12 protein-coding genes and 1 pseudogene are annotated in these 14,559 nt (G+C 56.8%); 9 read left to right on the forward strand and 4 right to left on the reverse strand.

Annotated features, from left to right (window positions below; genetic code table 11):
- The 5 genes from AYR47_RS20490 to AYR47_RS20510 all read left to right on the forward strand — a co-directional run bounded on the left by AYR47_RS20490 (position 1) and on the right by AYR47_RS20510 (position 5,591).
- Positions 1-849, forward strand: coding sequence for an ABC transporter permease (locus AYR47_RS20490; RefSeq protein WP_061436554.1), 849 nt, complete (start codon positions 1-3; stop codon positions 847-849).
- On the forward strand, positions 846-1,700 hold the full coding sequence (locus AYR47_RS20495) for an ABC transporter permease (RefSeq protein ID WP_061436556.1): 855 nt from the start codon (positions 846-848) through the stop codon (positions 1,698-1,700). The genes AYR47_RS20490 and AYR47_RS20495 overlap by 4 nt, the downstream gene beginning before the upstream one ends.
- A 66-nt stretch (positions 1,701-1,766) precedes the next feature.
- Complete coding sequence (locus AYR47_RS20500) at positions 1,767-2,918, forward strand: M24 family metallopeptidase (protein WP_061436558.1); 1,152 nt, start codon at positions 1,767-1,769, stop codon at positions 2,916-2,918.
- Positions 2,919-2,928: 10 nt separating this feature from the next.
- Positions 2,929-4,032, forward strand: a complete 1,104-nt coding sequence (locus tag AYR47_RS20505; RefSeq protein ID WP_237142488.1) for a hypothetical protein — start codon at positions 2,929-2,931, stop codon at positions 4,030-4,032.
- 80 nt (positions 4,033-4,112) lie between these two features.
- Positions 4,113-5,591 carry an aldehyde dehydrogenase family protein gene (locus AYR47_RS20510; protein WP_061436561.1) on the forward strand — a complete coding sequence of 493 codons (1,479 nt, stop codon included), beginning with the start codon at positions 4,113-4,115 and terminating at the stop codon, positions 5,589-5,591.
- 110 nt (positions 5,592-5,701) lie between these two features.
- Here AYR47_RS20510 and AYR47_RS32590 read toward each other — a convergent pair.
- Both AYR47_RS32590 and AYR47_RS20515 read right to left on the reverse strand, forming a co-directional pair.
- A pseudogene (locus tag AYR47_RS32590) lies at positions 5,702-5,878 on the reverse strand (IS3 family transposase); the annotation flags it as partial.
- A gap of 191 nt (positions 5,879-6,069) precedes the next feature.
- Positions 6,070-6,567, reverse strand: coding sequence for a sigma-70 family RNA polymerase sigma factor (locus AYR47_RS20515; RefSeq protein ID WP_061436563.1), 498 nt, complete (start codon positions 6,565-6,567; stop codon positions 6,070-6,072).
- Positions 6,568-6,863: 296 nt separating this feature from the next.
- Here AYR47_RS20515 and AYR47_RS20520 point away from each other — a divergent pair, with 296 nt between their 5' ends.
- The 3 genes from AYR47_RS20520 to AYR47_RS20530 all read left to right on the forward strand — a co-directional run bounded on the left by AYR47_RS20520 (position 6,864) and on the right by AYR47_RS20530 (position 11,179).
- Positions 6,864-7,694: a p-hydroxycinnamoyl CoA hydratase/lyase gene (locus AYR47_RS20520; protein WP_061436565.1), complete on the forward strand. Its 831-nt coding sequence runs from the start codon at positions 6,864-6,866 to the stop codon at positions 7,692-7,694.
- 77 nt (positions 7,695-7,771) lie between these two features.
- Complete coding sequence (locus tag AYR47_RS20525) at positions 7,772-9,220, forward strand: aldehyde dehydrogenase (protein ID WP_061436567.1); 1,449 nt, start codon at positions 7,772-7,774, stop codon at positions 9,218-9,220.
- 87 nt (positions 9,221-9,307) lie between these two features.
- Positions 9,308-11,179 (forward strand): feruloyl-CoA synthase, encoded by a 1,872-nt coding sequence (locus tag AYR47_RS20530; RefSeq protein WP_061436568.1) that lies wholly within the window; start codon positions 9,308-9,310, stop codon positions 11,177-11,179.
- A 48-nt stretch (positions 11,180-11,227) separates the two neighbouring features.
- Here AYR47_RS20530 and AYR47_RS20535 read toward each other — a convergent pair whose 3' ends face one another.
- Together AYR47_RS20535 and AYR47_RS20540 are read right to left on the reverse strand one after the other, a co-directional pair.
- On the reverse strand, positions 11,228-11,713 hold the full coding sequence (locus AYR47_RS20535) for a MarR family winged helix-turn-helix transcriptional regulator (protein ID WP_061436570.1): 486 nt from the start codon (positions 11,711-11,713) through the stop codon (positions 11,228-11,230).
- Between the two features lie 75 nt (positions 11,714-11,788).
- Entirely contained in the window at positions 11,789-12,706 is a 918-nt protein-coding gene (locus AYR47_RS20540; protein ID WP_061436571.1) for a LysR family transcriptional regulator, read from the reverse strand.
- 185 nt (positions 12,707-12,891) lie between these two features.
- On the opposite strand from AYR47_RS20540, the gene AYR47_RS20545 reads away from it, so the two are divergent.
- The gene (locus AYR47_RS20545) at positions 12,892-14,559 is read left to right on the forward strand and encodes a DUF1302 domain-containing protein (protein WP_061436573.1); all 1,668 of its coding nucleotides are present in this window, start codon (positions 12,892-12,894) and stop codon (positions 14,557-14,559) included.

The raw sequence follows: 14,559 nt of genomic DNA on the forward strand, positions 1-14,559 counted from the left end.
ATGCGAATCAGTTCCCAAGGCACGTTGTGCATCTATGCACTTTTGATCCTGCCGCTGCCGCTGATCATCCTCGTCGGTTATCTGCTGCCGACCCTGGGTGTGTTGGGCTGGAGCCTCAGCCTTCCGCAACTGGGAGTGCAGCACTACGCAACCATCATCGACAGCGCGACGATTCATGCGGTCATCTGGCGCACCCTGCGGATCTGCCTACTGACCACCACGATCAGCGTCGCCATCGCGTACCTGATCGCCTATCGCTGGCGATTCGCGTCGGGGCGTGTGCGGCAGTTCATCGAGCTGTTCGTGCTGCTGCCGTTCTGGCTGTCGATGTTGATTCGGGCATTTGCCTGGCTGGTGTTGCTACGCAATGACGGGCTGATCAACCAGAGCCTGTTGACCTCGGGGCTGGTCGATGAGCCGTTGGCACTGGTGCGCAATGAAGTCGGCGCACTGATCGGCATGGTGCACTTCATGGTGCCGTACGCCGTGCTGCCGTTGTTGTCGTCGATGCGCCAGATTGACGACGGCTTGCTCAAGGCCGCCAGCAGCCTGGGGGCGGGGCGCTGGGCCACGCTTAAGGATGTATTCCTGCCATTGACCTTGCCGGGTGTCGCAGCGGCCTCGGCGACGGTGTTTGTGTTCAGCTTGGGCTGTTTTGTCACCCCGGCCCTGTTGGGCGGCGGCAAGGCAGCGATGTTGGCGGAGAACATCTACATCCAGATGTTCCAGTTATCCAATTGGGGACTGGGAGCGGCGCTGAGCATTGTGCTGATGTTGATGGTCGCGGTTTGCGCAGTGGTGTTCGGCAAGCTGGTGGGTTTTGGACGTTTTACCGGGAGAGCCGCATGAACACGGTGCCTACAGTAAGCCAGCCGGCTGCACAAAAAAACGCGGCCAAACGCTTCACGCCGCGTATCGATATCGCCCGGCTGTTGTCGTTTGCTGGTCTGCTGCTGGCGGCAGGGTTCTTGTTGCTGCCGATCCTGGTCATCGTGCCGCTGTCGTTCGGCGACCAGCGCTACCTGGCATTCCCCGAGGGCACCTGGTCGTTTCGGCACTACCTGGAACTGCTCAACGGCGCGTGGCTGAGTTCGATCCTGCAAAGCCTCGGGCTTGCCGTCGCGGTCGGGCTGGTCAGTACCGCGCTGGCCTTCCTGTTCGCCACCGGGATCTGGCTGGAGCCCCGCTACCGCGTCGCTCTGACCGGCGTGGTGTTGCTGCCGATGATCGTGCCGCAGGTGGTGTCCGCCATGTCGATCTACTACCTGGGGGCGAAGGTGCAGCAACTCGACACCTTGAACGGGGTCGGATTTGGGCACCTGATGATGGCGCTGCCGTACTCGTTGATCGCGATGCTGGTGGCCTACAGTCGCCTCGATACCAGCCTGTACAAAGCCTCGCGCTCACTGGGCGCAGGGTTGTGGATGACCATCCGCCAGGTGCTGATGCCCAACGTGAAAGTCGGCATGGCCGGCAGCTTTTTCATGGCCTTCATCATGTCCTGGGAAGAGGTGGTCGTGACGTTGTTCACCAGTGGCCTGAACGTCATTACCTTGCCCAAACGTATATGGGACGGCCTGCGCTACAACCTGGACCCGGCCATCGCTGCCGTGTCCACCGTGATGATCTTCATCACCCTGGTGGTGTTGTTGGTGCGCATGTACCGGCACGACAAAAACGCTGATTCACCGGCTCGCTAGCCGACCCGCCATCTCCCTGCATTTCATTGCTTACCCGTGCACCTTTTCCCTAAGGAGGGATACCCCATGATGACTGCATTTCCCCTGCGCACTTATCGTCAACGCATCGAGGCGGTCAAACGCCGCATGAGCGAGCGCGGCCTGGACGCCCTGGTGATCAATTACCCGGACAACATCAACTACCTGACCGGTTTCGACAGCCTGGGATTCCTCTGGTACCAGGCGCTGATCATTTCGCCAAAACTGGCCAACCCGATCTTCCTGACCCGCACCAGCGAAGAGCCGTGCACCTATGAACTGTCGTGCCTGGAAGAGGGGATTTTCTACGACATCGCCAAGCAGGACCCGCTGCGGATCGTTGCCGACTCCCTAGAAGGCCTGGGACTGAGCCAGGGCCGCATTGGCCTGGAAATGCAGGCGTCGACCTTCAGTGCCCTGCAATACACCACGCTGCTGCGGCACATGCCCAACGCGCACTTCGAGGATGCCTCGGTGGTGGTCGCCGAAGAGCGCCTGATCAAGACCGCGGAAGAAATCGAGTACCAGCGTAGTGCCGCGCGCATGGCCGATTACGGCATGCGTGCTGCGTTCGAAGCGCTGCGCCCGGGCATGTCTGAAGTGCAAATCGCCGGCGTAGTTGCCAAGGCGCTGGGCGACGCCGGCAGCGAGTACTCGGCGATCAGCCCGATGTGTGCCACGGGGCGTCGCAGCACCATGACCCACGCCATGCCGCACCGCCTCACCATCAGCCCCGGCGACGTGGTGATTCTGGAGCATGCGGGGGTGTGCAACCGCTACCACGCGATCCTGATGCGCACTGCCGTCATCGGCAAACCGACAGCACGCGTGCGTGAGGTTTCGACCTTGCTCACCGAAGCGTTCAACGCTGCCATTGACGTCGCGAAGCCGGGCACGCCGGTGGGTGAGGCGAATCGGGTGTGCAACGAAATCCTCGACCGCATCGATCTCTCGCGTACCCGCGTGCACCGTATCGGCTACAGCCTGGGCCTTGCGTACCCGCCGACCTGGCTGGAAGCAATGATGGTCGATGAAGCCGATGACCACGTGTTCCAGCCGAACATGTCGTTCTCCATTGAGCCGAACCTGTCGCTGTATTCCGAAGGTTTCGGCCTCAAGCTGGGCGACACCGTGCTGTGTGAAGCCGGCGGCTCGCGCAGCCTGTCGGAGATTCCACCTGAGCTGACGATCATCGACTGAGGAACACCTTATGTCTGCATTGATGGACGTTTTCTGGCATGACGACGTGCTGCGCCATGACACCGGCTACGGGGTGTTCGAGGCGCCGCCCAGTAATCTGCTGGAGACACAGACCCAGCACCCGGAAAGCAGCCCCCGGCTGATCAACATGCGCGCGATTTTGCGTAACGGCCCGGTGGCCGGGCAACTGCACTGGCACACCGGCCGCCATGCGACGCGTGCTGAACTGCTGCGCTTTCATACCGACGATTACTTGTCGACGATCGAGGCGGCGGATCTTCAGGGGCGACGTTTCAGCAGCACTACCCTGATTGATACCGGAGGTTTGGCCGGGTTGCTCGCGGCGGCCGGCACCAGCGTGGCCGCTGTTGAGCAAACGCTACGCGAGCGTAGACCTGCCATGGCCCTGGTGCGTCCGCCGGGGCACCATGCAGCGCCGGACATGGCTGACGGCTACTGCTTTTTCAACAACGTCGCCGTGGCGGCGCGGGCAGCCCAGGCTGCGGGTCTTGAGCGTGTCGCCATCGTCGATTGGGATGTACACCACGGCAATGGAACTCAGGAGGGCTTTTACCAGGATCCCTCGGTGCTCACCGTGTCGATGCACATGGATCACGGCGCCTGGGGTGCGAGCCATCCCCAGACCGGTGGCGTGGATGAGTGTGGCAGAGGGGCGGGTGTCGGCAGCAACCTGAACATTCCGTTGCCCATGGGCTCCGGTGACCTGACTTACGAGCTGGCGTTCGAGCGGTTTGTGGAGCCGGCGCTGGCCGCATTTGCGCCACAGCTTTTGATTATTGCCAATGGCCTGGATGCCTCGCAGTTCGATCCCAATGGCCGGCAGTTGTTGACCATGAACGGTTTCAATCGCCTCGCCCAGCGTGCGCGACGTTTTGCTAGCGAGCACTGCGAGGGGCGCTTGCTGATCGTTCAGGAGGGCGGCTACAACCCGGCCTACAGCGCGTTTTGCTTGCACGCCGCGACCCAGGGCTTCCTGGGACAGGACTCTACGCTGGCGGATCCGTTGGCGTATATGCCGCCGTTCGAAGCACGCAGTCATGAGGATGTCTCGGCATTGGGCAGGGCGCTGCGGGCGGTCGGCTGGGAACTCTGACTAACGGACAACACCTGAGCGAGCCAAAGAGCTCGCTTGGTTGTTTTTGGGCGAGCAGCCAATGAGCGCTGGAGGTTTGTATGGGTGACTATCGACGGTTGTACATCGGCGGGGAATGGGTCTCGCCATTGCAGGGTGGCGTATTCGAGACGTTCGATCCGAGTGACGAATCGGTTCTGGCACAGGTCGCGGCCGCTACTGCCGAGGACATCGATCTGGCTGTCGCCGCCGCTCGCAGGGCGTTCGATGAAGGTGACTGGCCTCGCTGGACCGGCGTGCAGCGGGCACAAGTGCTGCGGCGGATCGCCGAGGGCATTCTCGAACGTCAGGACGAACTGGCGGCCATTGAAGTGCGCGACAACGGCAAGCCCCTGCCGGAAGCACTGTGGGACATCGCCGACACCGTTCGCTGTTTCGACTTTTATGCCGGACTCGCCGAGCAGTCGGACCAGCATGGCGAGCAGTCGATCAACCTACCCGATGAGCGCTTCAACACGTCGATCATCAAGGAGCCGGTCGGTGTGGTCGCGGCGATTATTCCGTGGAATTTCCCGATGCTGATGGCGTCCTGGAAGGTCGCTCCGGCGCTGGCAGCGGGTTGCACCGTAGTGCTCAAGCCTTCGGAGCTGACGCCCCTGACCGCCCTTGAGCTGGCAGGTATCGCCGATAAGGCAGGCTTGCCGCCCGGGGTCCTGAACGTCGTCAATGGTCTGGGCCGCGAGGCTGGTGCGTCGCTGGCGGAGCACCCGGACGTGGACAAGATCGCCTTCACTGGCAGCGTGCCGACCGGGCGCAAGATCATGCAGGCGGCAGCGGCCCAGATCAAAAACATCAGCCTGGAACTGGGGGGTAAATCGCCCTTCGTGATTTTCGCCGACAGCGACCTCGACGCCGCGGTGGAGTGGATCCTGTTCGGGATTTTCTGGAACCAAGGGCAAGTCTGCTCTGCCACCTCGCGGGTGCTGGTGGAGCGAGCCTTGTACCCTGCATTGCTGGAGCGTTTGATCGAAGCTACCGAGCAGATCCGGATTGGAGGAGGGTTTGACGATGGTGTGAAGCTCGGGCCACTGATCAGCCAAGAACAACTGAACAAAGTCCTCGCGGCCATTGCAAGCGGTCAACAAGAGGGCGCGCAATTGGTTTCCGGCGGCAGCCGTCCTGCGCATCTACAGAAGGGCTATTACCTGAGCCCGGCCATTTTTGCCGATGTGTCCGAGCACAGTTCAGTGTGGCGTGAGGAGATCTTCGGCCCAGTGGTGTGCCTGCGTGCGTTCGACTCCGAGGCAGAAGCGGTGCGTCTGGCCAACGACTCTCCGTTCGGTCTGGCAGCTGCGATCATGTCACGGGATATGCCACGCTGTGAACGGGTCGCTCGACGTTTTCGCGCCGGGATCGTTTGGGTCAACTGCTCGCAACCGACCTTCGTGGAAGCACCCTGGGGCGGGTATAAACAGAGTGGCCTGGGGCGCGAACTGGGCGAGTGGGGCTACAACAACTATCTGGAGACCAAGCAAGTCACTCGGTATAACGGTGCAGCTTGGGGTTGGTATCTGAGCTGAGGATCATTTTCGCTTCTTGGAGCCACCTCGACTGGCAAGACCGTCGGGGGCTCCTCACATTGTCAAACCTTCCAGATGGATCAATCCAGTGGTATGACCGCTGGCCTGGGTAAGTCACCACGAGCATCCTGCTGTGTGTTGTAGATTTTCCGCTTGATCCGTTCCCATTTCAGCAGTTGGAAGAAACTCTCCGCGACGGTGCTGTCTTGGCCGTTACTTCGGCGACTCATGCTGGCAACCGGTTTGTTAGCTTTCAAGAAGCTTCGCCAGTTTGAGCTGCTGTATTCGCCCAATGCAGAGTTTTGCAACAGCCCAAGCTTTTCGCTGAGCAGGGCAATGCACTGCGTGTGTTTTTTTGGAGGGGGACGCGACTGCCGTTCGTGAAACTGCGCTTAGCGGCGCGGGTCCACGTCACCCGAATGCAGGGCGGCGAGCCAGCTGGCTGCTTCGATACGTATCTGGTACTGGTCGTCGGCGTTCATTCGGCTAATGCCAGTAGGCAGGCCAAATAGGCCTGTTCCATGTGTTGATGGATGCGGCTCTTCGAAATGCCCAACCGTCTTGCGATCTGCTCGTAGGTCCAGCCGTCAAAGAGGCTGTGGAGGAACACTTGCTTGGCCTGACGCACCAAACCGCTGAGCAGGCGGTCCAGTTGCAGGAGGCTTTCGATCAGCATCGCGTGCTCTTCGGGTGAGGCAACGGTATTGGCCGGCTCATCGTCCAGGGTGGCGAGATACGCACGTTCCAGATCGGCGCGCCGCCAGTTATTGATCATCAACCGCTTAGCGATAGTACTGAGTAATGCCCGCGGCTCGCGGACCTCGTTGAGATTTTGCAGGCCCAGTAGGCGCATGAACGCGTCCGCGGTGATGCGGTCAGCACTGTGCTCGCAACCGAGGGTGTTATTCACACGCTGGCGCAACCACATGTAGTGCTTGGAAAACAGGGCGGTGAACAGCTGGCTGTGAGTAGGCATGGGCAGAGGAAACGTGATGGGCCGACGATGGCGGACTATCACATGACGATCCCCTTAGCCCAAAAGAATAAAATGGCAGTAGGTTATGTCTCTTTATAGGACCGCACTGCTGCATCCCGCACCGAAGCGGCGATCCATGTTGCTTTTGTGTGGAAGATTCCGCCCATTTTTTGCGCGGTTCATCTGAGCCTAGGGAAGAAAAATGATTAATAAGATTAATCATTAATTGACATAACTATTATTGAGGGATAATTTTGACTCATCGGCGGCGCTGCGATTAACCACAGAGGTGTGAGATGAGCAAATACGAAAACCGTTGGCAAACTGTATCGGTGAATGTTGAGGGCGGCATCGCCTGGGTGACGTTGAATCGTCCGGAAAAGCGTAATGCAATGAGCCCTACATTAAATCGGGAAATGCGCGACGTGCTCGAAACCGTCGAGCAGGACGCTGAGGCCAAGGTATTGGTGCTCACCGGCGCTGGTACCGCGTGGACAGCCGGCATGGATTTAAAAGAATACTTTCGCGAGGTGGATGGAGGGCCTGAAATTCTTCAGGAAAAAATCCGCCGCGATGCATCCGAGTGGCAATGGAAACTGCTCCGTATGTACAGCAAACCCACTATTGCAATGGTCAATGGCTGGTGTTTTGGGGGGGGCTTCAGCCCGTTGGTAGCTTGTGATCTGGCGATTTGCGCGGATGAAGCAACCTTCGGTCTTTCTGAAATCAACTGGGGAATCCCGCCAGGCAACTTGGTCAGCAAGGCGATGGCGGACACCGTCGGGCATCGTGAGTCGCTGTACTACATCATGACTGGCAAGACATTCGGCGGGCCGAAGGCTGCGCAAATGGGGCTAGTCAATAAGAGCGTGCCGTTGGAGCAACTGCGTGATGAAGTGATTGCGCTTGCTGAGGATCTGCTCGACAAGAACCCCGTTGTCTTGCGCGCCGCCAAACATGGTTTCAAGCGATGCCGCGAGCTGACATGGGAGCAGAGTGAAGATTATCTGTATGCGAAATTGGATCAAGCTCAGTTGCGAGACCCTGAGCACGGTCGTGAGCAGGGACTGAAGCAATTCCTCGACGATAAAAGCATCAAGCCGGGGTTGCAGGCTTACAAGCGCTGACGCCTGTCGGCAGCATTGCAGGCTGCCGGCAATTCCCCCTGTACGCACTGACAATAAGAATAAACGAGGAACCTTCCATGTTTGAGGTGCCATTATTGATAGGGGGTCGGGCATGCCCGGCCAGCGATGGAAAAACCTTCGAGCGGCGCAATCCTGTAAGTGGTCGTGTGGTTTCGCGGATCGCCGCCGCTACGGTAGAAGACGCAGACGCCGCAGTCTGCGCCGCACAGGCGGCATTCCCGGCGTGGGCTGCGCTAGGGCCAGGCGAGCGTCGGGCGAGGCTGTTGCGCGCGGCAGACCTGATGCAGGCGCACGGCCAGACGTTCATCGACATGGCAGTTGAAACCGGTGCAATGAGTAACTGGTATGGATTCAACGTGAAGCTCGCTGCGAATATCTTGCGCGAAGCCGCAGCGATGACGACCCAGATCACCGGCCAGATCATTCCTTCCGATGTGCCGGGCAGCTTCGCCATGGCATTGCGCCAACCCTGCGGCGTGGTGTTAGGTATTGCTCCATGGAATGCGCCGTTGATTCTCGCGACACGGGCAATCGCTATGCCGTTGGCGTGCGGTAACACGGTGGTACTCAAGTCGTCCGAGTTGAGCCCGGCGGCACATCGCTTAGTAGGGCAAGTGCTGCATGAAGCTGGATTGGGTGACGGCGTGGTCAATGTCGTTAGCAATGCGCCGCAGGATGCGTCAGCTATCGTCGAGCGATTGATTGCTCACCCAGCGGTGCGACGTGTCAATTTTACTGGCTCCACGCATGTCGGCCGAATCGTGGGTGAGTTATCCGCGCGGTATCTGAAGCCGGCCTTGTTGGAGTTGGGCGGCAAGGCGCCTTTGTTGGTACTGGAAGATGCGGACCTCGACGCCGCGGTAGAAGCCGCCGCCTTTGGGGCCTTTTTCAACCAGGGGCAAATATGCATGTCCACCGAGCGGTTGATTGTCGATCAACGTGTTGCTGATATGTTTATCGAAAAACTGTCGAGCAAAATTGCGACCTTGCCGGCAGGTGCCCCGTCATCTGAGGAGTCGGTGCTTGGGTCCTTGATTGACGTATCGGCCGGGCAGCGTATCAAGGCACTGGTGGATGACGCGGTAGACCTCGGTGCCAGGTTAGTCGCTGGGGGCCAAGTTGAAGGCAGCATCATGCAGCCGACACTGCTTGACGGTGTCACAGAGGACATGCGCTTGTACCGTGACGAATCCTTCGGACCGGTGGTGGTGGTTTTGCGTGCAGATGGAGACGAAGCCCTGCTGCGGTTGGCCAACGACTCCGCATTTGGGTTGTCGGCTTCCATCTTCAGTCGTGACACTAGTCGCGCATTGGCGTTGGCGCAACGCCTCGAATCCGGAATTTGCCACATCAATGGTCCGACGGTTCATGATGAGGCGCAGATGCCATTTGGCGGGGTCAAGCACAGTGGATACGGCAGTTTCGGCGGGTGCGCTTCTATCGAGCACTTCACTCAGTTGCGGTGGGTGACTTTGCAAAATGGCCCACGTCACTATCCGATCTGACAAAAATAATTACAGGGCTATGCCCATGCCGCGCCCCTGCTTTATAGAAGTTGAAGTGGAGGCGCGCACCTTGCTGAGGCACAGTGCATGAAAAAAGAATCCAGTAACGCAATACCCTCGGATTTGAGCGGTGCGCTGCGCCACGTTGCGGTGAGCCGGCCCGAGGTGAGGATTCGTACTGACGGCGATGTGATGTACTTAAAAACGGTCGAGCAACTCGAGCCATACCCGCGCCGAATGCTTGATCGCCTGGTTCATTGGGCAGACGTTCGACCGGAACAAACATTTATTGCTCAGCGAGATGGTGCTGGGGATTGGCTGCGCATTACCTACGCACAGATGCTTCACCGTACACGTCGCATTGCACAGACGCTTTTAAGGTTTGGACTGTCCGCCGAGCGGCCGCTAATCATACTTTCAGGTAACGACCTGGAGCATATGCAACTGGCGTGTGCAGCGTTGTACGCAGGGATCCCCTATTGCCCTGTTTCGCCTGCATATTCTCTAGTGTCCAAAGATTTTGGGAAGTTGAAACATATAGTACACACCTTGAAACCAGGGCTGGTTTTTGCTGCTGATGAGAGCTTTTCGACGGCAATTTGTGCCGTTTTGAGTTTAGATATCCCCCTGATTATGGGCACGGGGGAACTCGCGGAGAGAACCTGCGTTAGTTTTGGCAGCCTGCTTGAAGTGTCGGATGTGGCGCAGGCTGATGCAGCCTTCGAAAAAACGAATCCTGACAGCATTGCCAAGTTTCTGTTTACGTCGGGCTCAACCAAACTACCCAAGGCGGTCATTACCACGCAGCGAATGCTGTGTGCCAACCAACAGATGCTGTTACAGACGTTTCCAGTGTTCGCCGAAGAACCGCCTGTGTTGGTTGATTGGCTACCTTGGAACCATACTTTTGGTGGCAGTCACAACGTGGGTATTGTGCTTTACAACGGCGGTAGTCTTTATATCGACGACGGTAAACCTACACCTCAATTGTTTGCCCAAACGTTGCGCAATCTGAAAGAAATTTCTCCTACGGCATACCTGACCGTTCCGAAGGGCTGGGAAGAATTGGTGACAGCGCTTGAGCTGGACGAAGAGTTGCGCGCGCGTTTTTTTGAGAAGGTAAAGCTGTTCTTTTTCGCGGGGGCGGGTTTGTCTCAGGCTGTATGGAACCGACTGGAGAGGGTTTCGATTGACCATTGTGGCGAGCGCATTAGGATCATGGCAGGTCTCGGCATGACAGAGACATCCCCTTGCTGCACGTTTACAACCGGCCCTTTATCGATGGCAGGTTATGTGGGACTGCCGGCACCAGGATGCGAAGTTAAATTGGTACCAGTTGATGGCAAGCTTGAAGCGAGGTTCCGTGGCCCACATGTCATGCCTGGTTACTGGCGCTCGCAAAAACAGACCGACGCCGCGTTTGATGACGAAAATTTTTACTGTTCCGGGGATGCGTTGAAACTGGCAGATCCGCTAGATCCACAGTTGGGTCTTATGTTCGATGGACGGATCGCTGAAGACTTCAAGCTTTCGTCCGGTGTATTTGTCAGCGTCGGGCCCATGCGCACGCAAGTAGTTCTGCAGGGGGCTCCGTTTGTCCATGATGCGGTAATAGTTGGACCGGATCGCGAGAAATTAGGTTTATTGATCTTTCCAAGGCTGCCGGAGTGTCGACAGCTAGCGGGCCTCGAAGCCTCGGCAACGGTTGATGAGGTATTGGCATCCACTGCGGTGCGCGGCTGGCTGGGGATGTTACTGGCGACGTTGAATATGCAGGCAACCGGTAGCGCGAGTCGTCTGGATTGGGCATGTTTGCTGGCGGATGCTCCTTCGGTCGATAAAGGCGAGATCACCGATAAAGGCTCGATCAATCAGCGCGCAGTCTTGCAGTACCGAGCCGAAAAAATCGAGGCACTTTATGCTGGAAGGGATGCGGGCGTGATCAAGTCTGTGAACTGAGCGAAGGCGCGGGTTTCCGCCAGGTTAGGCTGATTCCCGCCGCACCTCTTAAGCATCAGCGATCGGTTTAAAGATTTTTTGCAACAAGTGGAGCAATTGGGTGCGCTCCTCAGACGTCAAGTTAGCCGTAGCGTCCATATCACTTTTTTCTGCTACGCCTTTGAGCTGCTTGAGTAACGCTTCTCCCTCGTTGCTCAAGTACAGCCCATAAGAGCGTTTGTCTTTCTTGCTGCGTATTCGCACCGCCAGAGCCAAGGCTTCTAGCTTATTTACCAGCGGCACAACCTGAGGTGGGTCGATGGCTAAGCTGCGTGCCAACTCGATTTGAGTCGTTCCTGGATTTTGCTCAATGATGGCTAGTGCTGAAAATTGCGCAGGACGCAGGTCGAACTGATTTAGCTGCTCTACTAAGTGCTGGAACACCTGAATCTGCGCCCTACGTAATGCGTAGCCGACCAGTTCCTCCAGAATAATTTCCGAAGCGGGTACTTCTTCTGAAATGGGCGTTACTTTTGCGTCACTGCGCTTGGACATTAGCAAGAAAACCGGAAAAAGTGATTCACTATCATAATTGTTTTTGTCTGGGCCAACACTGGAGAAATGCGCTTATCAAACGGCGAGCGCAGTTTGATTGGCAACCTCAGTAAAGAGACTACGCATCCACCGATGGGCCGGGTCACCGTCAAGAAATTTGTTCCATTGCATGAACTCACGCAGCAAGGGAAGCTCCACGGGTGATTGCAATACTCGCAATGGAAGGTAGGTTGCGTACAGCGCCGCCAAGCGCGTTTGCATCACCGCAATGCGACGTGTGCCTACCAGTAGATGGGGCAGGGTATTGAAGCTGCTGGTCGTCAATTCTACTCGGCGAGATTTGCCGTAACGGCTTAAAAATTCCTCATCAAAGCTGGGCGCTCGGGCGCTACCAAATTGTACTGCCACATGCCCAAGCTCAAGGTATTGGGTCAGGCTAAGCTGGTCGCCTACCTCGCAATTTTCTCGCCATACAACGCACTGGTAATCGTCTTCAAAAAGCAAAACTTTGGGGTGCATATCAGATAGGTAGTGATCCGGCATGATCACAAAATCGACTTCGCCCTGGGTCAGCATCTCGTTGTATTGATTGGACGTGGGTTGGATATCTAAGGATATATGAGGTGCCAACTGCTGCAGGCGCTGCGTCAGCGGGCTCAAAAACACAGTGGTGACAAAGTCAGACGCAACTATTTTGAAATGTCGCTTGCACGTCAGAGGATCAAAATCGGGCTTATTGACGATAGTTGATTGAATATCCAGCAACACCCGACGCACGGGCTCGGCCAAGCTTTGCGCCAGAGGCGAAGGGTGCATCTTACGGCCTACTTGCACAAGCAATTCATCGCCGAAATAGTCGCGTAAACGTGCCAGGAGCCCACTGGTAGAGGATTGACTGATGTTCAGGCGTTTAGCCGTGCGCGTTATGTTCTGCTCACTCAGCAGGGCATCTAAAACGACGAGAAGGTTTAAATCCAAGTGATGGAATCGCATCGCCAAGGCTCCTGAAACGAGGGTCTTCTTTGTATCATTTTTTTCAGATGCATGGCATCCGAAAAATCGATTATTCGGATGGGATTTTTTTACTTATCCTGACTTCACTTAACCCGCAGCAGCGGCGGAGCTTAAGGCCTTCAACTACAAAAATAACAAGTCAGAGGTAGGCATCGATGAAACCCATGATTCCGAAAAAAAAAACGCGCAGTCACCACCAGTTGGCTGTAATGGTCGCTGCGATGGCTACGATTAATTGTATTCCTCAGGTCTACGGGTTTGAAATCGAAACGCAAGACTCCGATCTGCGCCTGCGCTGGGACAATACGATCAAATATAACGCTGCCTGGCGAGTCAAAGACCGTGATAGCAAGTTGGTAGGTTCGACCAACCAGGATGACGCTGACCGTAATTTCGACAAAGGCCTGATTTCCAATCGCCTGAACATCCTCTCGGAGTTCGATGCGCGCTATAAAGATTTCGGTGCGCGGATAAGTGCAGCCGGATGGTATGACACAGTGTATCAAGGGCGTAATGACAACGACTCTCCAACTACGGCAAATCAGCGCTCGGTTAGCTACGATCAGTTCACCGATGACACCCGAGAGCTGCATGGTGGGAAAGCCGAGATTCTTGATGCGTTTATATTCGGTAAGGGATCTTTGGGTCAGTTGCCGAGCAGTTTCAGGCTCGGTCGACATACCGTTCTCTGGGGAGAAAGCCTCTTCTTTGGTTCCAACGGTATTGCGGCCGGTCAAGCGCCCGTCGATGTGATCAAAGCCACATCGGTACCCAATACCCCGTTCAAAGAACTGATCCGACCCGTCAATCAGTTTTCCGGGCAAATTCAGCTGCGCTCCAATATTTCCATCGCTGCGTACTATCAGTTCGAATGGGAAGAAAACCGTATTCCCGCTGTGGGCAGCTATTTTTCTACCTCTGACGTCGTGGGCGATGGCGGTGAGCGACTCATTGTCGGAGGTCCAATCGGGCCTAACCGCCAGCCATTGGCTTTTTTCCGCGGTAAAGACATCAAGGCTAGCGATAGCGGTCAATATGGCCTGTCGTTACGTTTTTCCCCCGAGGATTGGAATACCGACTTTGGGCTTTACGCGATTCGATATCACGCTAAAGACCCTATGGTCTACACCCGGACGAACGCGACCGGTCCGAATGTTTTGACCGGGCAACTGGGTGAATACCAGTTGGTGTACGCCGAAGGTATTCGTGCCTTTGGCGCCAGCTTCAGCACCTCATTAGGCGATGCGAACGTCGCCGGTGAGGTTTCTGTGCGGCGTAATACGCCGCTGGTAAGCGTTTCGCAAGCCAACCCTACGGGTACCGGAGACAATGATGATCATGCGCTGTACGCGGTCGGTAACTCGGTGCACGCGCAGCTGTCATCGCTCTATTCCTTTGCGGGGAACAGTTTCTGGGATTCCGCCAGCCTGGCGGGAGAGGTTGCTTGGCATCGACGCACCAGCATCACCAAAAACGCTTCGGCGCTTGACCCCAACAGTGAGCGTGATGCGTGGGGTTTTCGCATGAGCTTCACTCAAAACTTCTTCCAGGTGTATCCAGGTCTGGACCTCAGCGTGCCTATCGGGCTGGGGTACAACCCGAAGGGGCGGTCTTCTGTGATCACCAAATTCAACAATGGTGTGGGTGACAAAGGCGGTGATATCAGTTTCGGCGTCCAGGCCGACTACCTGCAAACCTGGAAGGTCGGCCTCAACTACACCCGATATATAGGTGGCAGTGACAATTTCCTGGACGCCGGTAACGCTAATACCTATGGCCAACCGCTTAAAGACCGGGATTTCATTGCCTTAACAGCGCAGCGTTCGTTCTAA

The sequence above is a fragment of the Pseudomonas azotoformans genome, assembly GCF_001579805.1.
GTDB classification, from domain to species: domain Bacteria; phylum Pseudomonadota; class Gammaproteobacteria; order Pseudomonadales; family Pseudomonadaceae; genus Aquipseudomonas; species Aquipseudomonas azotoformans_A.